The organism is Candidatus Competibacteraceae bacterium (genome assembly GCA_016713505.1).
Taxonomy (GTDB): domain Bacteria; phylum Pseudomonadota; class Gammaproteobacteria; order Competibacterales; family Competibacteraceae; genus Competibacter_A.
Genome location: JADJPA010000001.1, coordinates 2,781,084 through 2,807,805 on the forward strand (window position 1 = coordinate 2,781,084; position 26,722 = coordinate 2,807,805).

14 protein-coding genes are annotated in these 26,722 nt (G+C 62.9%); 2 read left to right on the forward strand and 12 right to left on the reverse strand.

The genetic code is table 11. The features are described 5' to 3' along the window. Window positions 1-115: 115 nt before the first annotated feature. Complete coding sequence (locus IPK09_12740) at window positions 116-2,479, reverse strand: EAL domain-containing protein (GenBank protein MBK7984481.1); 2,364 nt, start codon at window positions 2,477-2,479, stop codon at window positions 116-118. Window positions 2,480-2,596: 117 nt separating this feature from the next. Between IPK09_12740 and IPK09_12745 the strand changes: the two genes are divergently transcribed. Continuing rightward, window positions 2,597-4,216 carry a GGDEF domain-containing protein gene (locus tag IPK09_12745; protein ID MBK7984482.1) on the forward strand — a complete coding sequence of 540 codons (1,620 nt, stop codon included), beginning with the start codon at window positions 2,597-2,599 and terminating at the stop codon, window positions 4,214-4,216. 73 nt (window positions 4,217-4,289) lie between these two features. On the opposite strand, the gene rarD is transcribed toward IPK09_12745, so the two are convergent. After that, window positions 4,290-5,207 (reverse strand): EamA family transporter RarD, encoded by a 918-nt coding sequence (rarD, locus tag IPK09_12750; protein MBK7984483.1) that lies wholly within the window; start codon window positions 5,205-5,207, stop codon window positions 4,290-4,292. 15 nt (window positions 5,208-5,222) lie between these two features. Then, window positions 5,223-5,807, reverse strand: coding sequence for a TMEM165/GDT1 family protein (locus tag IPK09_12755; GenBank protein MBK7984484.1), 585 nt, complete (start codon window positions 5,805-5,807; stop codon window positions 5,223-5,225). A gap of 169 nt (window positions 5,808-5,976) precedes the next feature. Between IPK09_12755 and IPK09_12760 the strand changes: the two genes are divergently transcribed. Next, the gene (locus tag IPK09_12760) at window positions 5,977-6,327 is read left to right on the forward strand and encodes a DUF2845 domain-containing protein (protein MBK7984485.1); all 351 of its coding nucleotides are present in this window, start codon (window positions 5,977-5,979) and stop codon (window positions 6,325-6,327) included. Window positions 6,328-6,366: 39 nt separating this feature from the next. Here IPK09_12760 and IPK09_12765 read toward each other — a convergent pair whose 3' ends face one another. The 9 genes from IPK09_12765 to IPK09_12805 form a co-directional block, all read right to left on the reverse strand. Further along, on the reverse strand, window positions 6,367-7,554 hold the full coding sequence (locus tag IPK09_12765; protein ID MBK7984486.1) for a DUF790 family protein: 1,188 nt from the start codon (window positions 7,552-7,554) through the stop codon (window positions 6,367-6,369). Window positions 7,555-7,558: 4 nt separating this feature from the next. Then, a complete protein-coding gene (locus IPK09_12770; protein ID MBK7984487.1) occupies window positions 7,559-9,085 on the reverse strand; it encodes a DEAD/DEAH box helicase family protein in 1,527 nt (508 codons plus the stop codon). A 149-nt stretch (window positions 9,086-9,234) separates the two neighbouring features. Then, window positions 9,235-21,333, reverse strand: coding sequence for a DUF11 domain-containing protein (locus IPK09_12775; protein MBK7984488.1), 12,099 nt, complete (start codon window positions 21,331-21,333; stop codon window positions 9,235-9,237). A gap of 313 nt (window positions 21,334-21,646) precedes the next feature. Then, on the reverse strand, window positions 21,647-22,585 hold the full coding sequence (locus IPK09_12780; GenBank protein ID MBK7984489.1) for a hypothetical protein: 939 nt from the start codon (window positions 22,583-22,585) through the stop codon (window positions 21,647-21,649). A gap of 33 nt (window positions 22,586-22,618) precedes the next feature. Continuing rightward, a complete protein-coding gene (trxA, locus tag IPK09_12785) occupies window positions 22,619-23,494 on the reverse strand; it encodes a thioredoxin (protein MBK7984490.1) in 876 nt (291 codons plus the stop codon). 108 nt (window positions 23,495-23,602) lie between these two features. Beyond that, a complete protein-coding gene (locus tag IPK09_12790; protein ID MBK7984491.1) occupies window positions 23,603-23,926 on the reverse strand; it encodes a ferredoxin family protein in 324 nt (107 codons plus the stop codon). Window positions 23,927-24,058: 132 nt separating this feature from the next. Further along, window positions 24,059-24,457 carry an HNH nuclease family protein gene (locus IPK09_12795; GenBank protein ID MBK7984492.1) on the reverse strand — a complete coding sequence of 133 codons (399 nt, stop codon included), beginning with the start codon at window positions 24,455-24,457 and terminating at the stop codon, window positions 24,059-24,061. Beyond that, window positions 24,454-25,356 (reverse strand): 16S rRNA (adenine(1518)-N(6)/adenine(1519)-N(6))-dimethyltransferase RsmA, encoded by a 903-nt coding sequence (gene rsmA / locus IPK09_12800; protein ID MBK7984493.1) that lies wholly within the window; start codon window positions 25,354-25,356, stop codon window positions 24,454-24,456. Before rsmA ends, IPK09_12795 begins: the two co-directional genes overlap by 4 nt. Then, window positions 25,286-26,707 carry a peptidylprolyl isomerase gene (locus tag IPK09_12805; protein MBK7984494.1) on the reverse strand — a complete coding sequence of 474 codons (1,422 nt, stop codon included), beginning with the start codon at window positions 26,705-26,707 and terminating at the stop codon, window positions 25,286-25,288. Before IPK09_12805 ends, rsmA begins: the two co-directional genes overlap by 71 nt. Window positions 26,708-26,722: the final 15 nt, after the last annotated feature.

Genomic DNA, 26,722 nt, shown 5'->3' on the forward strand with positions numbered 1-26,722 from the left:
TTCAATTAAGAATCAATTAATTATTGATGTTAACTCAAACGTTTTGAGTATAGCGCGCCAACCTTAATTCAAGATGAATTTCAGTCAGCCCTGCCGCGGGCCGCCAAGCGATCCATCAATTCAAAGCGGCCCGATCGCTTTTGGGCGCAACGGCGGCGGCCCAGCCGGCCGACCGTTCCGCCGCCGACAGCACGCGGGCCTTGGTCAAGAACGATTCGGCCGCGACCGCGTTCATCGGCCGCGCGAAGTAGTAGCCCTGACCGAAGTCGCAGCCCAAGCCCGTCAGCAAATCGACCTGTTCTAAAGTTTCCAGGCCCTCGGCGACCACATTTTTTCCCAACGCGCGGGCGAGGGCGATAATGGCCCGCACGATCTCCAGGCGGCCGTCGCTCTGATCCATGGTCTGGATGAAGGTCCGGTCGATCTTGATGGTATCGAAGGGGAACTGGTGCAGATAGCTCAACGAGGAATAGCCGGTGCCGAAATCATCCAGCGACAAGCGAATGGACAGATCGCGCAAGCTGTTCAAAAGCATGCGGGCGGTATCGCTGTTCTCGATCAACACACTTTCAGTAACTTCCAGCTCCAACAAAGCCGGATCGCAACCGGTCTCCGCCAGCAGGCGACGGATATCCTCGAACAGGCCGCTATCGAGCAACTGCCGGCTGGACAGATTGACGCAGATGGTAATGGGCATCCGTTCTGGGTAGCAGCGGGTCCAGGTCGCCAGCCGCCGGCAGGCGTCAGCCAGCACTTCCCAGCCCAGCGGCACGATCAGCATGGTCTCTTCAGCCACGGGGATGAAATCGGCCGGCGAGACCAGCCCGCGCTGGGGATGCCGCCAGCGCACCAGTGCTTCGAAGCCTTTGAGCGCGCCGGTGGCCAGATTGATGATCGGCTGATAGAACACCTCAAATTCCCGCTGCTCCAGGGCGCGGCGCAGATCGCGCTCCAATTGCATGAGCCGGACCATCTGGTCGTACATGGCCGAATCAAACAGCACGTAAGGCTGGTCCTTGCCTCGCGCCTTGGCTTGATGCAAAGCGATATCGGCATCGCGCAGCATGTCTTCCGCGCGCTGGCGGTCGCCCTGATTCAACGCGATCCCGATGCTGGCGGTGGCGTGAATTTCATGATCGCCGATGTAAAAAGAGTCGGACAAGCTTTGATGGGCTCGCTCGGCGCAGATCATGGCATCGCCCGGCTGGCGCAACTCGGCCAACAGCAGCAAAAATTCATCGCCGCCCAGGCGGGCGACGATATCGCCGGCGCGCAGGCAAGATTGCAAGCGCTGCCCGATCATCGCCAGCATCCGATCGCCGATGTCATGGCCCAAACTGTCGTTGATCACTTTGAAGCGGTTGATGTCCAGTAGCAGCAACGCCGACCGCTCATAGCGGGGATAGCGGCTATCGAGCAGTTCCTGAAGTCTCCCCAGGATCATGGCCCGGTTGGGCAATCCGGTCAGCGCGTCGTGCAAGGCATGGTACTGCAAGCGCGCTTCGACCTGCTTGCGTTCGGAAATATCGCGCAGCACCGCCAGCAGTCGGGTCCGCCCCTCGATCTCAACCGTTTTGAAGTGGAGCTCGATCCAAGATGATTGGTTGGCGGCACTGCGGAACTGGTATTCGGCCGGCACCGTTTCGCCGGCCAGCGCTCGGGCGCGCTGGTCGGCCAGAGAGTCTCGCGCGTCGCCAGCGGCGTCGAACAAGAAGTGTTCCAACGCGCGCCGGCGCCGGCCGATGCCCGCGCCGCGACCGAAAATTTCGTGGGCCTGACGGTTGCTATCGAGGATCAGGCCGCTGTCCGGATCGAGCACGGCTAACGCATCGGTCGCGCCATCGAACAGGGCTTGATATTTGGTTTCTGAATATTTGAGGGCGGTCTCAGTGCGGTCCAGATGGTGCAAGGTGACGTAAACGGCGAGGGCGGTCTCGGCGATACGGTGGTCGTCAGCATCGAAGCGGCCGCGATTCAGGCCGCTATCCAACGCATCGCCCAACAACAAGGCCAGCCCGGCGCGCCGGTGGCAGACCCAAATCCAGCGCTGGAGCGCCGTGGTCTGGTGCAAAAGCTCCACGAAGCGAAACGGCGCCTGCTGGCATCGGTCCGAATTGCAGCCGTCGGGCACTTCAGACGGCGGCAGCGCCAATTCCCAATCCGGCGCCAAGCTCCGACCGTGCACGATGACGAACCGTCCCCGTAGCCCATCCCATTTCAGCAAGGCGGCACTATCCACCGCTAGCGCCTCCACCAGCAAGTCCACCATCAGTTCGCCCAACTCACCGATGGCGGCCTGACGGTTCGCCAGCCGGTGTAACTCTCCAATCACCTGTGCGATGATCTGGCCACGCCGAAACTCCTGCCGGAGCCGGCCCAACTCGACTTGTAGCGACGCTAGCCGGTCCTGGAGGGGGCCGCAGTGCTGACAGTGAAAATCGGTTTTCCGGCCCTGCGTGCCGTCGGGTTCGTCGATCATAGAGCCACTATTCTAAACAACGTTTAAAAACAATTTTATTTAATGCTTGGTTTTTTTATAGCCGGTTTCAATAATAGTCGGCAGTTTTCGCAGCGACTTTAGCTTTGGATACCCATCATGCGTGTAGAAATGGAACAACGGTTGAGTTTCTGCGGCAACCTGCCGACATTGCCGGCGGTCGCCATCAGAATCATCGAACTCGCTAACAATCCGGAAGTGCATCTTAACGAGGTGGCGCGGGTGATCGCCATGGACCCCGCCCTGGTGACCAAGCTGTTCCGAGCCGCGAACTCACCATTGTACGGGATACGCCGCAAGGCGACCAATTTGCGGCAGGTTTTGAATTTGCTGGGGCTACAAGGCACGCTGGCGCTGGCGCTGGGCTTTTCGCTGATCGCCAGTGCGCGCGGCTTCAACGGAATCCCGTTGGATACGGAGCAATTTTGGCGTCGCTCGCTGCTGGCGGCCACGGCTTGTCGCACCTTGGGCGAACGGCTGGGGTTGAAAAACCTGGAGGAGCTGTTTCTGGCCGGGCTGCTGCACGGTATTGGGATTCTGGCGCTGGCCCTCATGATGCCCGATCAATACGCCAGCTTGCTGAACGAGTCCGGCGACCGTCAATTGGATGGTTCGGCCGTTTTAGATGTCGAGCGGCTGGCCCGGCTGGAACAAGCGCGTTTGCAAGTCGATCACACTCAAGTGGGCTCCTGGTTGTTAAAACGTTGGGGATTGCCGGATTATCTGTGTCACGCGGTGGCCGGCAGCCTCGATCCGAGCGATCCGCTGGTACCCGAATCTCATCAAAGCTTGGTCGAATGCGTGGCGCTCTCGGTGCGCTTGGCCGATATCTGGGTGCGTCCCGGCTACTGGCAAAATTCGCCTCAAATCGCGGAACTGGCCCGCCGGTGGTTCGGCTTGGCCGCGCAAGATTACGTGGAGCTGTTAGGCTCGGTCGGAGCCAAGCTCCCTGAAATGGCCGAGCTTTTCCAGATCAAGACCTTGGATGCCGTTGAAATCGCCGGCATTCTCGATCAGGCCCACGAGGCGCTGACCGTGCGCAACCTGCAAGAGATGGCCGAGCTGGCGAGCGCAGGCCATCCCCCAGAAACCGGCGCCACCGCGGTCGCGGCCGATTTCTTGACGGAACGGCCGGTTACCGTGATCGGCTCCAGCCCGCCCACGGGCTTGCACTCGCAGCTCCCACGCGATGATGAGTACGTCTTTGATTCGCTGACCGGACTGTTCAACCGTTCTTACTTTGAAGAAATCCTGCGCCGGGAGCTAACGACCGCCAAAGCTCAGAACTGGCCCCTGACTTTGGTGCTGGTGGATCTGGACCATTGCACGCAGATCAACGAAACGCGCGGCCGAGCGGTCGGCGATCAGGTATTGATCGTGCTGGGTCGCCTGTTCGGAGCCAACATCCGCCGCCACGATACGGTAGCCCGCTACGGTGGCGATGAGTTCGCGCTGCTGCTGCCGGCCAACGGCACGGAACCGGGCCGCCACCTGTTGGCGCGCTTGCAAGAGCTAGTCCGTCAGTGGGAACCGACCCTGGGCGGAGAAAATAGCCTGCATATCACCTTTTGCGCCGGATTGGCGATGTATCCCGACCCCGGTTTCGCCGAAAGCATCACCGCCGAGGAATTGCTGCAAGCCGCTGAAGGAGCGCTTGCCGCCGCCAAACGCGCCGGCCCCGATCAACTGGTTGTTTACGGTAAGCCACCAGCTTCTTGAGTCCGCCAAGGGGCCTCATCATGCCGGGAACCTACTACCGCCACCACCCGGACCTCGCGCTGATTTTACGGACTCAAGGGCTTTGCTGATGCAGGTAAGCATCGGCGCTGTACAGCGCCAGCGCCAGCCAGATACAACCGAACGTCGCCCAATGGATCGCGGTGAACGCTTCCCGGTAAACGATGACGCCTAACAAAAATTGCAGGGTCGGAGTCAGATACTGAATCAGGCCGAGCGTGGACAGGCGCAACCGTCGGCCCGCTTCCAAGAACAGCACCAGGGGGACGACGGTGACCGGACCGGCGGCCAACAGCAACACATCGGTCGTTCGATCGCGCGCGCCGAACGCGCCCGCCCCGCTCGCCGCCAGCGCGCTTATCACCAGCAAGGCGACCGGGGCCAGCAACGCGGTTTCCACGCACAGTCCGAGCATGGCGGACCGGCCGTCTTTTTTGCGCAGCAGGCCATAACCGCCGAAGCTTAAAGCCAGCGTCAGGGCGACCCAAGGAAAAACGCCTTGACCGATCACCATGACCAGCACGCCGCTGGCGGCGATGGCGACCGCGCTCCACTGGCGCGGGTTCAAGCGTTCCCCCAACACCAGCACGCCGAGTACGACATTGACCAACGGATTGATGTAGTAGCCGAGGCTGGCTTCCAGAATGCGGTTGTTCTGCACCGCCCAGATATAAAGCAGCCAGTTGACTGAAATCAGCACGCTGGTGAGCACATAGAACCGGAGGCGACGCCAGTCGCGGAACGTCGCCAGCAAAACCGGTCCGCGTCCCTGCCACAACATCAGCGCCAGCAGCACCGCCACCGACCATAAAATGCGATGCATCAACACTTCCAGCGGCGGGACGTGGTTGAGGGCCTTGAAATAAATCGGAAACAAGCCCCAGAGGCTAAAGCAGCCCAGCGCGTGAGCCAGCCCCGAAAGCGGGTGTTCCGACGCCGCGCCGGCGACCGGCGCACGCGATGGAGCGGGCATGGCGAAGCCGGCCGCTCAACCGGAAAAGGCGGCGAAGGCCCGCCAAGCGGCAAAGGCCGCCAACACCAGAAACAAAACCCCGCTGACCCGGTGCAAAACGTGGACGGGCAAGCGACGCAGCAAGGTTTGGCCCGCCAATACCCCCAGCGCCGAGGTCAGCGCCAGCGCCAGGGTGCCGCCGACCCAGACCGGCAAAGCGGCCTGGGTACCGGCCAGACCCGCGACCGCCAGTTGGGTCTTGTCGCCCAGTTCAGCCAGAAAAATCATGGCAAACGCCGATAGAAACACGCTCCGGCCGTCGCGCTCCCGAATCTCGACAGCTCCCTCACCTGCCTCCCGCAGGGCATTGATGCCGAACACCGCAAACAGTATCGCCACCGCGGCGGCAACCAGCCATTCCGGCAACCACGCGGCGGCGGCGGCACCGAACGATACCGCCAGTAGATTCAGGATGGCAAAGGCAACGATCGCACCGAACAACACCGGCAGGGGCGGATGGCGGGCCGCCAAAGTCATGCAAACCAGTTGGGTTTTATCACCCAGTTCAGCCAGTGCGACCAAACCCAACGTGGTCGAGGCAGTCACTACAAATTCGTTCATAATTGTTCTCGGCGCTGGGTCAGAATGAGGCATGATAAACAATTGCAACAGTAAAGCGCCTTATCGGCTGATCGCGACAGCCGTTCGGGCTTGGTAAGGCGCCAGCGTGGCTAAGGCGGCTTTTCGGCCGGGAGCAAACGACATGCGCGGATTAAGGCGCTTGGTTTTAATGGCATCATTGCAGGCGTTGGTCGCGGCGGTGGCGTTCGCTGACAGCCTGCGCTGCGGTCGCTACGTGGTGCAAACCGGCAATTCTCAATCGCAGGTGTTGGACGCCTGTGGCGAGCCGCGTCATGCCTGGCAAGACGGTTTCATCGAGCAAGCCGTACGCTACAACGATGGCTATTACCCGGTCAGGCCCATGCCGTTGCCCTATGGGCTGCCGGGCTACGAAACCGAATATCGCCGGATCATTCCCGTCTACAAATGGGAATATAACCTCGGTCGGGGCACTTTGCTCAAGACGCTGATTTTTCACGGCGATACCTTGATGGAGATCCTCGACGGCCCCCGCCAGTAACGACGGCCACCAAGCGCGTTCCAACCGGCCTACCTTCCATCAGACACAAGTTCCCGACGGCTCTAATACAGCGAGTACCTGCCGGGGTTCGAGCTTGCCCTTGAAGAAGATCACCGGGCCGGGCACGTCGCGGAAGTCGTCCGCGCCCACGTTCAACCGCTCGGAAACCGCCACGATCAAATCGGGCATGGCGGCCCGGCGCAGCTTGTCCAGTTTGCGGCGCAGGTAATCGGGATGCCAGAAGCCCATGATTTCGACGTGGGCGATCCGGCCGTCAGTGTGGCGCAAGGCGAAATCGGGGACGAACACCGTACCCTTCAGATCGACGATTTCCACCTCCCGCTCTAGGGTCCAGGCCGTGCCGAGTTTGCCCCAACGGACGGCGAAACGCTCTTCCAGCAGGCTGTCGTAAGCGGGCGGGGGGTCTTGCAAAGCCCGCAGCGGCGATTGGGAGTCGAGCCGGTAGCTTAGTTCCTGACCGTCTCGCTGCACCACCGCTTCCAGTTCCCAGCGGCTGACCCGCAACAGCGCCGGTAAGAACATCGCCATTTGCAGCCCGTATTTGCGGGTTTGCTTGAACAAACTGGCGGGGCCGTCCACGTAAATCTGATAGCCGTCATCCAGGTGGCCTTCGACCGCGTACATCAACCCGTGAAACTTGAGATGTTGGAACAGCCGGCGGTATTCGCCGGGCACGTTGCGGTGGGCGGTGAGGCGCAGATACAGCGCCGCGTACAAAACGCCTTGCGCTTGGGCGAGGTTGTAGCGGTCCACCAGTTTGTCCGGCGTGAAATCCGGCAGCACGGTCAGCAGGTGATTTTCCGGCAAGTCGGCGTAGAGCGCCTCGCGCAGCGCGTCCGCTTCCAGTTGATAGCGTGGCGCGAGCGATTCCAACACCTCGCGCGCCTGCGTTTCACCGTATCCGCCGCGTTCGGCGGCCCGCGCGAACGCCTCGCGCCGCAAGGTTTCCGGCTCCAAGTCGCCGGTCGCCAGCGTAAATTCGGCGGCGTTCAATGCCAGATGGGCGAAGCCGCGCACGATTCGATAATCGGGTGAATCGCCTTCCAGCGCTCGCAAGGCCGCTTGCAATTCGCCGCGCGCGCGGTGCTGGTGCTGATGGATTAGGTCTAACACCTGTTCGGCCCAGAGGTGTTGCTCGCGCTTGAGAAAACGCGGATAGACCTGACTGCCGCGCTTGGAGGAAAACAGCAATTCGGAGGGAAGCATCCGCTTAGACGCGCGGTCTCGATCCGCCGTGCGTCTGAAATCCGGCCGCCGCGTCGGGGGGGGCGGACGGCGCGGGATCGAACAAGGCCAAGGTCGCGTCGATCCGCTCTTTTCGTTGGGCGTCGGGCGGAGTGCGACGGCGGTCGGCCACTCGCTCCTCGCGGGTTTCCTTGGCGATCACTTCATACAAAATCGCCTGCTTGCCGTCGCCGCGCCGCAGGATGCGGCCCAGGCGCTGGATGAATTCTCGCGCCGAGGCGCTGCCGGACAGGATGACGCCGATGGAGGCGTCCGGCACGTCCACGCCTTCGTTGAGGACGTTGCTGGTGACGATGGCGGTATAAAGCCCGCTTTTGAAGCCATCCAGAAACGCCTGCCGTTCCTTGATCGCGGTTTGATGGGTCAGGCAAGGGATCAGAAAGCGCTGCGAGACTTCGTAAGCGGTGGCGTTATCCTCCGTGAAAATCACCGTTTTGACGCCGGGATGGTTGGCGAACACCAAGCCCAGCGCGCGCAGCTTGCCCGGCGTGGCGTGGGCGATGCGGCGAGCGTCGCGGTGGGCGCGCATGGCGCGGCGGCCCTCGACGCTGCGCGCCGACAGCATGACGAAGCGGTTCCAGCCTTCCAGCGCGCTCAACGACAGCCGGTTCGCCTGCAAGAAGCGGTTGCGTTCGTCCAGCGCTTGTTGATAAGCGGCGCGTTCGGCGGGCGAGAGATCGACGTGGACCGAGCGCACCTGAAACTCCGCCAGCACGCCGCCGGCCAACTGTTCCGGCCGTTTGCGATAGACGATGGGACCGACCAAATCCGGCAAATCGACATCGCGGCCGTCGCCGCGCTCCGGCGTGGCGGTCAAGCCCAAGCGATACGGGGCCAGCGAAAATTCGGCGATGATCCGATAGAACTCGGACGGCAGATGATGGACCTCATCGAAGATCAGCAGACCGAAACGGTCGCCCAACCGTTCGATGTGGCGGGCGGCGGAATCATAGGTGGCGATGGTCAACGGCTGTGGTTCGTGATAGCCGCCGCCGATCAAGCCGATCTCTTGATCGGGAAAAGCGGCGCGCAGCAAGGCATACCATTGCTGCATCAAATCCAAGGTGGGCACCATGATCAACACATCCCGACGCGCCCAGCATAAGGCCAGCAAGCCGACCAGCGTTTTGCCGGCTCCGGTCGGCAGCACCACCACCCCGCGCCCTTTCGCCGCTTGCCACGCCGCCAATGCGTCTTGCTGGTGCGGATAAGGGATCATTTCCAGCGCGCAACTTAACTCTCGAAGTTGGTAGCGCGGCGCTTTATTGCGGGCCAGCTCGCTTTTCAATGGGCCGATGATGGCGCTGTAGCAACTGGCCGGGGCGCGATAGGCGTCCACCCGCGGATCGTAGCAAAACCAAGTCTCCAACCCAGCCGGCAGTTCGGCGACGCCTTCCAGCAGCAGCGTGCCTCGGTCGAAGCGGAGCTGGCGGTCGGCGTCGTCTCGACCGGTGCGATAAAAACCGGCGGTGTCCTTGGTGCGCAACGTCATTTAAATCTCAAGTGTGAGCGAGCGTTAGCTTGTAGCCTAAACCAATTCTCATCGCGTTCAACCGCCGATAACAATAAGGGCGTCCGCTGGGGACGCCCTTATCGCTCAGTCACGCTCTATAGCCTCGATCGGGCGTTCACCTCGCGCGATCAGCTCATGCGCTGGCGGTAGCGCCAGCCCATCAGCAGCAGCAAGCCCAGCAGCGCTAGCATCGCCGCTTGCGACAGCGTCGGAATCTCCGCGATATCCCAAGTGGTGGCCTTGCCGCTGTTGGTCTTGATCGGCTGCTGTCCGGCGGCCACATCATTGTCCACGCTGCCGTCGCCGTTGGCGTCCCAGTTGGCGGTTCCCGTGTTGCTGGCGTTGGTGGTGCCGGCTTGGAATCGACTGCTAAAGACGATCACCACTTCGTTCTGGGCCGCGTTTTCGTCCACGGCTCCCGGATCGGCGGCGATCTTGCCCTCGTACACCACTCGGTTTTGCGCGGGGTCGTAGGCGCACAACGTCACCGTCGAGCCACCGCTCGGCTCGCAGCGCAGGCTGTTGGGTTCGTAGACGGTTCCAACCGGAATAACGTCCGTGACCCGAACCCCCAGCGCGGCCTGATTGCCGTTGTTGATCCAGACCATCCGCCATTCAAGGACCGGGAAACCGCTGGCGTTCACCGTCTTGCGGCCTGACGGCGGGTCAAACAAACCGGGCGCGCCCTCGATCGGCGTTTGGGTGAGGTCGGAGACCGAACCGGTGAGATTGGCCGCCGCGGCCGTCGCCTGATTGCTGGCGATTTGTCCGGCCGTTCCGGGGTTGACGGTGACGCGGAAGCCGATCAGGATCGTTTCGCCCGGATTGAGCGCGCCGACGTTGACGGCGATCGGATTGGTGCCGGCCACGGTGCCTCGGCTGGTCGTCACGCTGTTGGCGACCAGCGTCACTTGCGCCGGCAGCGGGTCATCGACGATCCGCACGTCGCTGGCGGCGGTGGAGCCGGTGTTGGCCACCAGCACCTCATACAGCAGGGTATCGCCCGGATTCACCGAACCGTCGCCCGCCGTATCCTGAAGCGTCCAACGCTTCCGAAGCTCCAGCTTGGGCCGGCCGGTCGCGCCCGACACCGCCGTAATGGTGGTGGGCTGCGCGCCGTCGCCCGGATCGAGGTTGGCGTCGGTGGGAACCGTGCCGATTTCCGGTGAAGACACCGCGCCTTCGTTGTTAAAGACCCGTTCCGCGCTGGTGAACGCGGCGATCTTGGCATCGAAACTCAAGCGCAGCTCGCCGTTGGCGGGCACGCTCAAGTTGGTCCAGGTCAAGGTCGAGCCAGCCAAGGTCGCGGGCGGATTGGCGCTGCCGCCGACGTACGTCAAGCCGGCGGGGATCGGATCGTTGACCGTCAAGCCAGCCAGCGGCGCGGAGCCGCCGTTGCGCAACACCAGGGTGTAGCGCAAGGTGTCGCCGAATCCGACCACGCCGACCGGCGCGGTGTCGGTTTGAACCGCGACGGTCTTGTAGGCCACCAACGACGGCGGGCGGCTGACGACGACCGGCGTTTCAGTTTGATTGCTCGGCGTGGGCACCGTTTGGTCGGAATCCACGATGGCTTGATTGCGGATCAGCGTGCCGGCGGCCGTCCCGGCGTTGACCCGAACCTGGAAGGTGACGACGGCGGACGCGCTGGGGTTGAGCGTGCCGACGTTCACGGTCAAGGTGTCGTTGCCGAACGTTCCCGGCGGACTGCTGCTGCCGGCGACATACTCGGTATTGGCCGGAATCGAATCGCTGAGGGTCACATTGTTGACCGGGCTTGCGCTGGTATTGGTCAGGACGATGGAATACTGCAAGGCGTCGCCCGGATCGGCCGCGCCGTTGCCGTTGGCGTCGACCGCCAAGCTGACCGTCTTGCTCGGTACGATCACGGCGTTTGCCGTCGGTCGGACCGTGGCGGTCCCCGCGCCGGTGTAGTCGTTAATCCCGCCGCCGCCGGTGCGCCCGCTGTCGGTCGCACCGGTCGCGCCGGGGCTGGAGGCGTAAAGCAACGACGCGGTATTGGTCAGGCCGACGCCGACCACCGCGCCCGCCGCGATCCGCGCTTGGTAGCTGATCGCCGCCTGATGGGTCGCGCGGGTCAGGCTAGCGAGCGTCCAGGTCAGCGTCCGGCCGTCGGGCGAGACGCTGGCCGGCGCTGGCGAAGCCGAACCGGCGACGTAGCTCAAACCCTCCGGCAGCACGTCGGTCACGGTCAGATCGAAGGCATCCGCCGTGCTGGCCGCCGTGTGATCGACGTTCAAGGTGAACGTCACCACGTCTCCGAGGCTCTGTTCGGCGGGCGCGACGGTCTTGGCGAGCGCGAGGTTCGGCTCCACCACGGTGAGATTGAGCGGCTGGAGGCCCGGCGTGCTGGCATCGGCGTCGAAGTCCCGCGTTTGAGGGACGCCCGCGCCGTCGGTGAAGCGCAATTGCGCGTTGTTGCCGAGCACGACGCCATCCTGATGTTCGGGCAGATTGTCCAGCCGCGCGCGGATATCGAGGGTGATGAAGTCGTCCGCGGCGTTGCCGTTGGCCGGATTGACCAGATCGCCCAAGTTGAAGGTCAGCGTTTGACCGCTCTGGACCGGCGCGCCGCCGCTGAAGGTGATGCCGGTGTTGCCCGCGCCGATGGCGGCGTCGAGGAAGGTCAATCCCGCCGGCAGGGTATCGGTCACGGTGACCGCTCGAACCGTACCTTCGCCCACCGACAGCCGCAACCGGTAGCCGACCGTTTCGCCGATGCCGTAGCTCGTCTTGGCCGCCTCCGGTTGGAACGCCTTGTTCAAGGACACCGGATCGCCGACCGTGAACGTATCCGACCGCACCGCGACGTGGTAGTTGTCGAGCGCGGCATCATCGTTTTGGTCGGGGCCCGCCGCCGTGCCGGTCCGTTGGTTCGGATCGTCGCCGTCGCGGCTGCTGTAGGTTGCGTCCACGCTCGCTTGCAAGCTCTGGCCCGGCTGCACGGTATTTTGCAGCGTGGCGGTGAACACAATTTTCACGCTGTCGCCCGGCTTGAGATCGAACGGACTGCTTTGCCAGCCGTCGGGCAGCACGGTGATGGTCGGCGTTTCGCTGCCGCCGCTGGTGTTGACCAGCACCACGCTGATGCCCTGGACGTTGCCGAGTCCCGGCGGCAACAATTCGCGCAGCGAGGTTTCGAAGGCGGTCGTATCGCCGGTATTGGTGACGGTGACCTCGTAGTTGACCGTATCGCCAGCTTCCAAATTGGCGGTGGGGCTGGTGATGGCGTGGGTCACCGCCAGACGCGGTTCGCCGACGGTGACGCTCTCGGCGTCGCTGATGCTGGCCGGTTCGCCGGTCAGCGGTTTGGCGTAACCCAGCGTGGCCGTGTTCGGCAGCGTCTGGCCGTCTTGATTGCTCAGCAGATTATCGACCCGCGCCCGATAGTTCAGGGTGACGGTGCGCGTGTCGCCGCTGGCGTTGGTCAGCGTGCCGAAGGCGAGCGCCAACGTTTCCTGACCGGCCGCCGGCGCGTTGTCGGTCCGCGTGAAGTCGGCGGGCGGCGTGGATGCGGTCAGACCCGTGCCGTACTCCACGGTCAGGCTGCCGGGCACGTAGCTTAAGCCCGCGCTCAACACATCCTGGAACGAAGCGCTGTTAAAGCTGCCGGGGAAGGACAGCACCACGCGGTAGCTCACCTCGTCGCCGACGGCGTAGCGGGTTTGCGGGTTGACGATGGTCTTGTCCAGATTTGGCGTCCCGACCCGAATCAGAACGTTGCTGGCGGCGGTGTAATCGTTGACGCCGCCCGCGCCGGTGCGCTCGCCCGGATTCGCTTCCGGCAAGCTGGTCCATTGCGCGCCGCTGTTGTTGGTCACGCTAGCGCCTTCCGCCAGCGCGGCGGTGGTGGTGGCGTCGTAAACGACGACCAACTGACCGTCGGGCGGGAACAGCGTCGCGCCGCAATTGAGAGTCGTGCCGGTAAAGGCGCAGGTCTCGCCGGTCACGCCGTTGCTCGGCGTGGCGCTCACCAGCGTCGCGGAAGCAAAGGCCGCCGGCAAGATATCGCTGATGCTGATGTCGTGCGCCGCGCTGACGTTCGCGCCGGCGGGGTTGGTCAACGTCACGGTGAAGCGGATCGTGCTGGCTGTATTGGGCAGCACGGCGTTGACCGAGGCGGTCTTGGCGATTTGGACGTTCGGCTCCGCCACCGTGGCGGTTTGCGTCGCCGGAGTCAGATTGCCCAGTTGGCCGGCGGCGTTCCGATAGCTGAGATCCGCTTGATCGGTGAGCGCCGCACCCGCTTGGTTGCCGGCGATGTTATCGACCCGCGCTTGCAGTTCGAGAAGGTAGCTTGAACTACCGCCGGAGTTGATGACGTTGCCGAGGAACACGCTGACGGTCTGACCGGCCGCCACGGCTTCAGCGCCGTCGGTCAACGGCACGAAAGCGCCGCTGGCGGCGGCGTTGACGCCGCCCGGATTCTGCGAAGCCGTCAATCCCGTGCCGAACTGCCGCGCCAGCCGCGCCGTACCGACCACATAACTCAGACCCGCCGGCAAGGTGTCGACCATCGTCACCTCGCCGGTCGTGCCGGCCGGAACGTTGAACTGAATTTGATAGGTCAGAATTTCGCCGATTTGAACCGCTGTACTGGTATCTCCACCGTTTGAAGTAGCGACCAGCGATTTGCTCAGGCCGGCGAAGGTGGCGACCGGACCGATGGGGGTCAGCGTCGGATTGAGGCCGTCGCCGGGATTGCCGTTGTCGTCGCTGTTGGCCGAAATGCCGCCGGCCGCCGTCGCGTTCGCCTGATTGCTGGCGATCTGGCCGTTGGTTCCCGCGTTGACCGTCATCCGGAAGCTGATGGTGGCGGTCTGGCCGGGGTTCAAAGTGCCGACGTTGACGTCGATAGGCGTCTCGGTCACCACCGCGCCGAGGCTGGTGGTGAGGCTGCCCGGCACGAAGGTGAACTGAGCCGGCAGCGGCGCGTCGGTCAGCCGCACGTTGCTGGCGGCTTGCGCGCCGGTGTTGGTGACGGTGAGGGTGTATTGCACCATATCGCCGGGATCGACCACGCCGATGGCGCTTGCATCCACCGCCAGCGACCAGCGTTTTTGTACGTTCAACGCCGGCGTGGCGGGGCCTGTGCCGGTCGCTGTGATCGAGGTCGGCTGGCTGCCGTCGCCGGGGTCGCCGTTGCTGTCGGTGAGGACAGCACCGGTTTGGGTGGAGGTGGCGCTACCTTGGTTGGTGAAGGTTTGACTCGCGCCGGCGATCGCGCCGATCGTTACGTTGAAGTTCAGCGTCTGGCTTGCGCCAGGGGCGAGGTCGGCGATGCCGGTCCAACTGACGGCTTGTCCGGTCACCGCTGGCGTTCCGCTGGTGGTGGAAGCGGAGGAAGCGACATAGGTCAGCCCGGTTGGAATGGTGTCGCTGAAGCTCAAGCCGGTGAGCGTCGCCGCGCCCCGGTTGCGCAGGGTGACGGTATAGCGCAAGGTGTCGCCGGCATTGACCGAGCCCGAATTGTTGGTGTCGGTCCAGGCGAGGGTCTTCTCGGCATAGAGCGCCCCGGTTAACGGCGGTTGACCGCCGACTGGAATGTCGGTCGGCTGGTCGCCGTTGTTGTCGTCGCCATCGCTGTCGGTCGGTTCGGGTACGGTCTGATCCGAGTCCACGGAGCCTTGATTGCGGATCACCACGCCGTTGGCCACGCCGGCATTGATGCGGACCTGGAACTTGATGGTGGCGCTGGCTCCAGGTTGCAGGCTGCCGACCGCGAGCTGCAATTGCGTCGCCGTGCCCGCATTGGCGGCTGGAGCGGCGTTCAGCGACAACGAACCGTCAATGTAGGTTGTATTGGCCGGAATCGGGTCGATGTAAACGACGTTGGTGGCCGGCGTGCTGCCGGTGTTGGTCAAAACGACCGTATATTCCAACACGTCGTCAGGCAGCGCCACACCGCCGTTGAGATCGGCGACGGTCTTGACCGCATCGATGGCTGAACTCGCGGTCGGGGTGACCGGCGCGCTGGTGGTGGTCGCGTAATCGTTGAGCGCGCCGCCGGCTCCGTCGGCTCCAGTGCGGCCGTCGTCCGGGGTGCCGGCCGCGTTAGGCTGGCTGGCCCAGGTCATCGCGACCGCGTTGTTGAGCGGCGTGCCGACCGTGGCCGATGTTTCGATGCGGGCCTGATAGCTGACCGCCCGGCTGCCCTCGGCCAGCGGCAGAGTGGCATAACCGAGCCGCAGCACGCGCGTGCCGGCGTCGAACGAGACGAAGGCCGGCGGCGGGTTCACGGAATCCGCGATGTAGGTCAAGCCGGCGGGCAGGGTGTCGGTCAATACCACATCGTAGGCGTCCGCCGTGCTGGTGGGCTGATGGCTTACATTCAAGGTGTAAGTCACCACATCGCCGAGCGACTGAGCGGCCGGACTGGCGGCCTTGGTCACGCCCAAGACCGGTTCGATCACCGTGAACGGGATGCCTTGATTGCCGGGTGTCGCTTGGTCGTGATCGAACTCGACGGTCCGGGGTGCGCCGTCGTTGTAACTGACCGACACCGGCGATCCGGCGGCTTCGCCGTTGAGAATGGAGCCGCCGTTTTGATTGGCGACGATATTGCGCACGCGGGCGAAGATTTCGACCAGAACAAAGTCGTCCTTGTCGCTGCCGTTGGGTTCGTTGAGCACGCTACCCAGATCGAAGCGGACGGTCTGGCCGGACCCGACGTTGGTGTTGTGGCTGGGGTTGCTCAACGCCATGCCGATGTGGCCGACGCTGACCGCGTGGCCGACATACGCCAGTCCGTCGGGCAGTTGGTCGGTCACCACCACGCTGTTGGTGGTGCCTTGAATGAAATCGATCCGCAGTTGGTAGGTGATGATTTCACCGACCGCCGCCGTCACCGGCGTCACCTGTTTGTCGATGGTGACCGTCGAGGCGATTTGCAGGGCTTGACTGGCCGATTCCTGATAGTTGTTCAACGCGGCGTTGCTATCGTCGTCGCCGCCGTTGCTGCCGTCGCGCCCGCCGGTGCTTCCGACCGGCAGACTGTTGTAATTGGCGGTGACCACATTGTTCAAGGTCTGGCCCGCCGTGGCGCCGACGCCGATCACGGTATCATAGGCGATGGTCAAGACCGCATTCGGTTCGAGGACCACATCGGCGACCGAGACAGCAGTAGCGCCGGGAGCCGCCGTGATGTCGCCTTCCGCCACCGGACCGCCGCTTTCCTTCGTCACGCCACCGACCGCGCTGATTGCGACATTGGCCGGATTGCTGACGGTTACGTTGGCCGGCAACACATCGTTAATGGCCACGCGCCGGGCGGCGGTCGCGCCGACGTTGCTGACCGTGAATTGCCAGCGGACCGTGGACCCCGCCTGCGCGTTGGCCGCGCCGGACAAGATGGTCTTGGTCATTTCCAGATTCGGCTCGCCGACGCGCGCGGTGGGCGGATTGGGCGCGGTGTAAACAATCGGCGTCGGGCCGCCCGGATTGGGGTTGTTGTAACTGACGCGGGCGCTGTTGGTGAGCGAGGTTCCATTCTGATTGGCGCTGAGGTTATCCACCTTCGCCCGATAAGCGATGACGACTTCGCCCGCCGGACTGGCGGTGGCGGTGCCCAGATTGAAGGTCAGGGGCGCGGTGGCGGTCGGCGCAATCGGGCCGGCGACTGGAGCGGTCACGCCGCCCACGAGGCTGACGGCCGCGCTACCGGCGACATAACTCAAGCCCGTCGGCAGGGTGTCTTCCACCCTCATCCCGCTCGCCGACCCGACCGGTAGCGCCAGCCGCAATTCGTATTCGACCTCCTCGCCGATGGCGTAGAAGGGTTTGGCGTTTTTGATCGCCTTGGTCATGGTGACCGCGTTCGAAGTCACCGTGGCGCTGGTTCCGGCGAACAGATTGTTCGGACCGCTGCCCGAACCGGTGCGCTCGTTGGCGTCGGCGCCCGGCAAGGTGGTGGCGGCGGCGCTGGCGGAATTGACCAGCAACTTGCCGAACGGGATCGAGGCGGGCAACTGCGCCCGGTAAGTGACCGTGATCGCTTCGCCCGGATCGAGTTTGTCGATGGTGCCGGACAAGACCTGACCGCTGAATCCCAGGCCGCCGACCGTCGCGCCGGTCGCGCCGGGATTGGCTCTGGCCGATCCGGCGACCGGGGTGATGTCCGCCGGCAACGTATCGCTGAACGTGTAATCGTAAGCGGTGGCGGCGTTGCTGCCGGTGGCGCTGTTGCGCACCGTCAGGGTGTAAGTCACGACGTCGCCGCCCGCGGCCGCGACCGGCGTGACCGTCTTGTTGATCGCCACTTGCGGCAGGACGACGCGCACGTTAGCGCCGGGGCCGGTGACGAGCTGGGTATTGTTGTTCTGATCGCTATAGCGAATCTGGGCGCGATTTTGCAGGAGGCTGCCGGCGGTGTTGCTGGTGACGTTGGTCACGCGGAATTGCAGGATGAGCCTATAAGTTTCGGCGGTGCCCGAAGTCGCATTGCCGTTGGTGACGTTGCCCAAATTGATGGAAAACGTGTTGCCGCTGATGGTGGGATTTACCGGAATGGCGACGTTAGGAGCGGCGCTGTTGATGCCGTCGGGATTGTTGGCGGCGGTCAAATCGGTGCTGCTGCGCGATAGCGTCGCCGTTCCAGGCACGTACGCCAAGCGCGCCGCCGTGGTGCTGTTGATCAACTGGTCGATCAACTGGACGCCGTTGGTGACGCCTTCCGCCATCTGGAAATCGAGCTGGTAGGTAACGGTTTCGCCGATGGCCACGGCTTGACCGGTTGTATCCGCCAACGAGGTCGCTTTCACGATTTTCTGATTGACGGTGGGCGCGCCGATGGGCACGGGCGCGCTGGCGGTGTCGTCGACTTGCACGCCGCCGCTGGTCGGCAGGGTGAACGTCGCGATCGACGCGTTGTTGGTGTAATTGCCGGTGACAACATTGGTTCTGATTCTGGCGCTGAACACCGCGCCGCCCGCCGCCACCGTCGGACAAACCGTGGCAGGATCGGTGGCGGTGTAGGTGACCGTTCCCGTTCCGCTGACGTAGTTGAAGGCGTAACCGACCGGCGTGGTCACCGCCGTCACCGTGGCCAGATCGAAGACGTTGGGATCGAGAACATCCGTGACCACGCACCGGAACATCGGGTTATTGGGATCGGTATTGGGCCAGCCCAGCCGGATTTGTACCGTGTCCCCGGCGTTGACGCTGCCGGCGGGCGACAGCGTCTTGGTGAGGTCCGGGTCGGGATTGTCGACCGTCCAGGTCGCGGTGGCCGGCGTCGGCGAGGTCATGTTAGTCGCGGATACCGTGGCGCTGTTGGTGCCGCTGGCGGTCTTGGCTTGCGAGTAGGTATAGGTAATCGTTCCTGTCGCCGATCCGGTCGTGGCCGGAACCGTGACCTGACTCCCGACGACCGTGGCATTCGTGCAGGTAAAGCCGTTGGAGCCGCAGGTGATGGCGGGGATTGGGCCAGCGCTGTCACCGAGCGTGAAGCTTTCGTATACGCCTTCCGTCAGGGTGACGGTAATCAAGAAGGTCAGTGTTTCGCCGTTGTTGATGTTGTTGTCGGGCGTGGAGCCGGGCAGGGATGATGCGGTAATGGCTTTGGTAATGGTCGGTGTGCTTTGGGTGACAAGCTTGGCTTTACGGGTCAACAGTGCGGTGTTGGTGGCGAAATTGACCGGAGTAAGCCCTTGTGGGTTTCCGACGTCGACGTTGCTGTAATTTTGCAAGACGGCCGTGTTATCGATGTCGGCGGCGCGCGGCGTGGCGTTGGCGGCCAAGGTGCAAGTGTAGCTGACCCAAATTTCTTCGTTGGTTTGAACCGCGCCGTCGCCGTTGCCGGACAGCGGGGAGGTCATCGTCAAGCCGGTCGTTAGGGTACCGGTAGTGCCGAGGGCTGTACCCCCGCTCAACGTCACGGCTGGAGCCGTGCAGGTATTAGGACTGCCGAAGGCGCCGAGCGTGCCAGCATCATCATTCAAGCGGATGCCGTAAGCGGGGGCGCTGCCGGTGTTGGTGACCCGCACCCGATAGGTGATGGTGTCGCCCGCGTCCAGACCCGTGGCCTGAGCGTCGAAGCCCGCTGGGGGCGTCGCGCTGACCGAGCCGTGCGAAACAGCGGTAATTTCCTTTTTGATCTCTAGTTGCGGCTGTTTGGTGACGACTTGGGCGGTGGTCGCCGCCGTTTGATCGGTCCCGCTCAAACTGTCGCGATAGGATTGAATCGCCAGATTGGCGAGGTTCAAACGGTCGGCCATCGGCTGAGCGGTGGCGCGGACGGTGTAAAGAATGTCGATCTTGCCGCCCGTGCTCGGCAGCTCGCGGTTGCCGTAAGTCCAAGTGATGCGGTTTAACCCGCTGTCGGTCGAAACGGTGGGAGCCGTGCTGCTGATGGTATCGTCGCTGGTGTAACACCATGCAGTGTCCGCCGGCGGCGTCGGCGTGGCTCCGCCCGCGCACGCGCCCGCGCCCGACATGCTTGAAACGCTGTACAAAGGGATCGGCAGGTAGTCGGTCAGGCTGAAATTCTCGACCGACGAGACCGGCAAGGTGGTGGTCAATCGATAGGTCACGGTATCGCCGGCCGCGACCTGGAAGGGATTCGGCAGGCTGGTGCTGCCGTTGAGCGCGTACTTGGCTTTGGCGAGTTCCGGTGTGGCGACCGCTAAATCGGACGAGGTGTCTTCGGTCACCGGGGAGCGGCCTGGAACGTTAAAGGTCACCGCGCTGCGGTTGGTAACGATGTCGCCGGCGCTCAAGGTCGATGTGCCGTTAACCGGACCAGAATAGGCGTTGTCTATGGTCGAGCGCAGCTTGATGACAAAAGAAGTGTCGGTGCCGATCACTCCCAGCAGTTGCCCGTTGCTGCCGGCGATCAAGCGGATGATGGCCTCGGACAGGTCGAAGGTAACCGTGGTTTCCCCGGCAACCTTGGCACCCACCGTGAATTCAGTTGGGTTGAGAGCGCTGACTCCCACCGTCGTGCCATTGGAGTGCAACTCAACGGTTGGCGTGAACCCCGCATCATAGGTTTGCCCGTCGCCCAAGGTGTCCGTGACGGTTAGCTCCTCAACCGTAAAATAATCCGACACCTGCCCGTTCAGGGTGTATTCCACGGTGTCGCCGGGCGACAGACCGGCGGGTCCCGTAGGCGTCACGATCACACCGTTCTTTTGCAGCGCCACGGCCTTGGCCGTGATGGTGTCAGAAGCGGAAACCGGCGGGAGCGGACTGCCTGAATAAGTTCCAGCGGCGCTGGAGTTATTAGTGATCGGTACGGGGGCGGGAGTCGTGGCGTTCAGCACCGGCATTCCCCCCGCATCCACCTGTGGAATATAGAAGGTGAACGTGATGGTCTTGTCGACGCCCGCCGCGCCGGTAATCGGACCGCAATCCAAGCTTAAGTTGCCGCCCGGCGAACTGGTGGGCGGGGTGGAGGTCGGCGTGCACCCCGCCGCATTGGTCACCGCAAGGAACTGAAATTGATTGGGCAAGACATCGGTGATGGTGACGGGATTGACGGTTTCCCCAGCGGCCACGTCAACGGTCAATTCCACGGTGCGCGGATAGTCGGGCCCGGTGGCGGTTTCGTCCTCAGGGGCAATGATATTTTTGGTGTGCTTGATGACGGTGGGGTTGATCGAGATGGTTTGCAACGTTCCGAAAATGGGGGGATCGGTTGACGGGTTATCTAAAGCGTCCCCGCCCAAATCGAAGAAAGGCTTGACTTTCAGCGTCTTAGATACGCCCAACTGTATGTTGGGCGCATTGCCGAGCGCGAAGCTCAAATCCAGGCACTGCGCGGGCTGCGCGGCGGTGAAGGAACCGAGCGGAAAGCGCAAGATGCGCAAGGTTTCCCCGTCGGCGAGCGTTACGTCGGTATTGGTGTCGGGATTTTTAAAGGTGCAACCGCTGGCGCTCGAACAAGTTTGCGGGGCGGATACGCTGATGGCGCTTCCCAGATACGTCGCGGAATTGAAGGTCACCCCGGCGGGCGTCACCAATTCAAAGGCGGGTTGATAGCCGGTGGTATCGCCGGCGTTGTCGAAACACACCGAATCGCTGGCGGGAGGGTCGGCGGATGGGCTAGGGAGCGTAAAGCCTTCGCCGATGAATTCGTTGTGAGTGCTTCCGGGCACCAGCGCCGCCGGCGTTGCGGTCGCCCACGCTGGCCGTCCCCCTAACAATCCCGCGACCAGCAGTATGATGAGCCAACCTAGCCAGCGGAATGCCTTAGCTTCGGACGCCATAAATATTCTCTCTGACTTTTATTAAGTTATTGTCCCACCGCCGAACTCCCACGCAGCGCGACATCCTGTTTGGGTGGCTACTCTGGCCAACCCCTCATCATCCAAATAAGCAACAAATGGTCGGACCTGGATACGAGCAAAACGAAATATAAACTCTTGTCATTAAAAATAGGCGCTACTTAAACAACATTACAGAGTATAGAACACAAGAAGTTCGCATTTTTGAACGTTTCATGGTTAATAATAGATTTAATGTCGCTTACACGACATTTATTAATTGTAATTTAGCTATTGTATGTATCTTTTTAGTTATTTAAAATTCATCGTCTATGGCCGCTAATCCTCGCGCCGACCGCGCGCGGTTTGAAAGCAGGCTGGCTCGCAACCGTTCGGAACCAGAATGATCCGTGAGCGGCTGCGGGAGTAAGGCTGCATCGATTTCCGCCCAACAGCCCACCAGCGCCAGCACCCGCAGCGCCTCCTCACGCGCGCCCGTATCTCGACAGGCGTCAGTTTCAGAGTCCGCCAACAAGGCTAACGCCGCTTCCACCGGCGCGACCTCGGCGGCCGTACCCCCAACCGTCTCCGAGGCCCGCCGCGCCCGCCATAGCAGCAAGCGCGCCCGCTGCGCCAGTTGCCGCTCTAGCGCTTGGGTCATATCGAGCGCGTTCAGTTGCGTTGTCAACCGTTCCAGTGCCGCCGCATCACGACGGCGGAAAGCGACGCGGCACAGCGACCACAGATGGGTGGCGGCGGTCAAGCGGGGATGCTGGTCGCGCCAATCGGCCCAGGCGCGGGAATGCCAGTCCCAGGCGGCAGCGAAATCGGCTTGACGGTAGGCTAGCTCACCGTCCAGATAATCCAGCAATGCGGTCCAAGGCTGGCGAAGGTCGGCGAGATAACGTCGTCCCTGATCGAGCAAGGCGCGACAGAAGGTGGGAGATTTACGGTCGAGGCTGACATGGATAACCGCGGTCAGGGCGGCGAACACATCGGCGGGATCGGCGGCCGCGGCGCGCTCGTTGGCGGCCGACAACAAAACCGCGAGCGCCAGATCGTCCTGGCCCGCCTGGCGCAGGCTGTAGCCCTGCCACAACAAAGCGCGGGTCCGTTCGCCGATCAAGCCCAACGCGCTCGCCAGTTCGACGGCTTGCTGCTCCAGCCGGGCGGCTTGCACGAAATGGCCCTCGGCGCGAGCGTGCCGCGCCAAGCTCCGTAGCCGGGCGAGCGCCTGCCGGTCGGGGGCCATCATCGGCGCTCGAAATAGTGGGCGAGGCTGAAATCCTCAATGCAGCAACGAAAACATCCGCCGCCGGTAGGTCGTCACCAGCGGGTCTTCGTTGCCGAGCATTTCGAACATCGCAATCAAGCCCTGGCGGCCAGCGCCGTCCTCGAATTGGGGATTGCGGCGCAAGATATCCATAAACTGTTCCAGTGCCGCCTCGTACTTGCCGGCCAAGACATAACGCGCGGCCAATTGGCGGCGCGCGGTCCAGTCATCCGGTTTGGCGTTGACTTGCGCCTCCAGTTTGGCAAGATCGGGAGCAGCTTGCGCCAGATCGGCAAATTGCAGGCGCGCCAGCAATCCGCTGGCCGGTTGCCGCTCGCGGTCCTCAGCCGGCAAACTTTGCAACAGCGTTCGCGCTTCTTCCGCCTGGTCCAGTTGCAACAACTTATCGGCCAGCAGCGTTTTCAAGCGCCCGTGGTCCGGCTCTTGGTTGATGGCCTCGCGCAACAGTTTGATGGCCTGTTGCTGGCGACCGTGCTGCCAGAGCGCCTCAATTTGCTCCTCGATCAAATCGCCGGCTTGCTGGGGTGGCTGGCCTCCCGCAAGCCGATCGATGATTTCGCGATAAGCGGATTCGGGTTGCACGCCCACTAGCTGATCCACGATCTGCCCTTGCCAGATCACCATGACCGTGGGCAGGCTGCGAACCCGAAAATGCGCCGCCAGCCCCTGCTCGGCGTCGGCGTTGACCTTGGCGACGATCACCCCGCCCCGGTATTCCTGCGCCAGCTTGGTCAACAAGGGCGAAAGCACTTGACAGGGCTGGCACCAGTCGGCCCAAAAATCCACCAGCACCGGCACATGCTGGGAACTTTCAACCACTTGGGCGAAGTTATGTTGGTTGACTTCAATGACGTAAGGCGATTCGCTCATTGTTGGATTTCCGCAAAAGCCGCGCCGGAGGGCATCGGCAAAGTCAAATCATGGCAGAGAATTAGGGACGCGAACCGAAGTTTCAAGGGCCAGCTGTAACCACCGCCATCAGCGTTCGAGATAAGGCAATTTGTCGGGCTTGCCGTCCCACTCGGCAGCGTCGGGCGGCGCGTCCTTCTTGGTGGTGATGACCGGCCATTTCCTGGCCAGCTCGACGTTCAACGCCAGAAATCGTTCCTGATCGGCCGGCAGATCGTCTTCGGAGAAAATGGCGTGCGCCGGGCATTCCGGTTCGCACAAGGTACAGTCGATACATTCATCGGGATCGATGACCAAAAAGTTCGGCCCTTCGTGAAAGCAGTCCACCGGACACACTTCCACGCAATCGGTGTACTTGCACTTGATGCAGTTTTCGGTAACGACAAACGTCATGGAAAGCCCCCGCAAGGCTGCCAATGGAGGGATCTATCTTAACCGCGATCAAGCGAGTTGGGCACTGGAAAATAGCGGCTGATGGAGGAGGCTACCCGATCTGACCAGCCGGCGCCGCCGCCCGAGCGGTGGCTACTTGGCGCGACCTTCCTTGCCGGCGTCCAGCAGCGCTTTCAGATTCGCGAAGGGGCTATGAGTCGCCGCGCCCTGTCTGCTGGCCGCACCGTCGGTCCCGGCCCCCGCGCGAGCTTCCTCATAACGTTGGTGTTCGTTATCGTGGCAATACAAGCACAACAGTTCCCAGTTGCTGCCGTCGGGCGGATTGTTGTCGTGGTTGTGGTCGCGATGGTGGACCGTCAGCTCGTGCAAGTTCAGGCGATTGAATTCGCGCGCGCACCGCCCGCAAATCCACGGATAAAGTTTCAAGGCTTGTTCGCGATAATCGCGTTCGCGTTGGTCGCGGTTGCGCCGGGCGGCGGCCACGACCTGATCCAGACCGCCGCCGCTGGTTGAAGGGGATTTGGCTTTCATGGCTTCGACTCCAAAGGGTCAGTGACCGCATCGGCGAGCGCCGCAAACGCCGCCAGATCGAGCGTTTCGGCGCGAGCGCCCGGATCGATGCCCGCCGCCTCGATCCGGCCAGCATCCAGCAGGCCGCTCAGGGCGTTGCGCAAGGTCTTGCGGCGTTGAGAGAACGCCCGCCGCACCACCTCCGCAAAGCCGCGCCCGTCGCGAACCGCGACCGAAAATGTTTCACGTGGAACCAAGCGCACCACCGCCGACCGCACTTTAGGCGGAGGTCGGAATGCCTCCGGCTCGACTTCGAATAACGCATCCACCCGACAACGGTATTGCAGCATGACCGACAAGCGACCGTAAGCGCCCTCTCCCGGCTTTGCCGCCATCCGTTCCACCACTTCCTGTTGCAGCATGAAGTGTAGATCATGCACTTGGTCGGCCTGTTCCAGCAGATGAAACAGCAGCGGCGTGGAAATGTTGTAGGGCAGGTTGCCCGCCAGCCGCAGGCGAGGGCCAACCCCGCGCAACGCGGAGAAATCGAATTCCAGCGCATCGGCCTGATGGATGCGCAATACCCCCGCCCCAGCGCAGCGCGCCCGCAACGGTTCCAACAAATCGCGATCCAGCTCCACCACATCCAGTTCGCCGGCCGCTTCCAGCAACGGTCGAGTCAGCGCTCCCAGTCCTGGACCGATTTCAATCAGTCGGTCGCCCGCTTTTGGCTGAATTGCCGCCACGATTCTGGCGATGACGCTGGAATCGCGCAGGAAGTGCTGGCCGAAGCGCTTGCGAGGCTGATGCGACCGTTCCCGCGGGTTCACGCCGAATTCAGCGCCGAGCTTAGCGCCCGGCCGACGCCGGCTCTTGCCCGGTCGGTACGGCGGCGGTTGGTTCCAAGCGTATTTCCACATACGCTTCATTGCGCAACCGACGCAACAACAGCTCCCATTCTTCGTCGGAGCGACGCCGGAGCAACGCCTCACGGACGCGAACCCGCTCCACTTCGGGTGAAGCCCGACCTTGGCGGCGTTCGAGCACTTGAACGATATGCCAGCCGAATTGCGTCTTGAAGGGGGCGCTGATTTGATTGGGCTGCAAGGCGGCCATCGCTTGCTCGAACTGGGGAACCATCATCCCCGGAGCCACCCAACCCAAGTCGCCGCCGCGCGAGCCGGAGGTCACATCATCGGAATTGGCTTTAGCCAGCGCCGCGAAATCCTCGCCACCTTGAAGGCGCTGCCGCAACTGGTCCAGCCGTTGGCGCGCTTCATCGTCGGACAATTGTGAGGAGTTCTGGAGCAAGATGTGGCGGGCGTGGGTTTCCGTCACCAGCCCTTGCCGGGCGGGCGCGGGCGCGGGCCCGGCGGGCGCGGACGATTCGCCGCCGCCTCTGGCTTCCAGCAATTTGACGATGTGAAAACCGCTGGGGCTACGAATCGGTTCGCTGAGCTGACCGGGTCGCAACTTGGGAACCACACTAGCAAACAGCGTCGGGAGTTGCTCGGCGCTCCGCCAGCCGAGATCGCCACCCTCCAGCGCCTGCCGGCCGGCGGACTCACTCACCGCCAGTTGCTGGAAATCCACTCCTTTGCGCAACTGGGCCAGCACGCCGGCGGCCCGCCGCCGGGCCGCTTCGACCTGTTGCGACGAGGAGCCTTCCGGCAGCGCGATCAAAATGTGGGCGATATGGTACTGGCGTGCGCCGCCAGCGCCGCCCGTCTCTCCCGCAGCGGCGCCGAACCCGCCTTGCCCGGCCAGCTGGCGTTGCAGGCTTTCCACGTCCTGTTCGGAAACCTGAAGCTGGCTGTCCACCAGTTTCTGCCGCAAGCGCACGCCCATGATTTCCCGGCGCACGTCATCGCGAAATTTGCCGTAGCTGATTCCGTCCTTTTCGACGGTCTGCCGCATTTGAGCCAGACTCATGTTGTTATTGCGAGCCAGCGTTTCGATGGCCGCGTTCAGCGTCGCGTCATCGACGGTGATGCCGTTGCGCTCGGCCGCGCGCACCTGCAATTGCGCCACTATCATCCGTTCCAAGGCTTGCCGTTCCAGCACCGGACGCGGCGGGATCGGGACTTTTCGTTGCCGCAACTGGCGTTCGATGGTCGGAATACCGGCATCCAGTTCCCGGCGGGTAATCACATCGTCGTTGACCACCGCCACGATGGCGTCCAGCGCGCTGCCCGGCGCCTCTTGTCCGGGACCGAACACCAGTTGCGCCGATCCAGTACTGGGAGTGGTGGACGCCACCACGCAAAGCATCACGAAAAAAAGCAG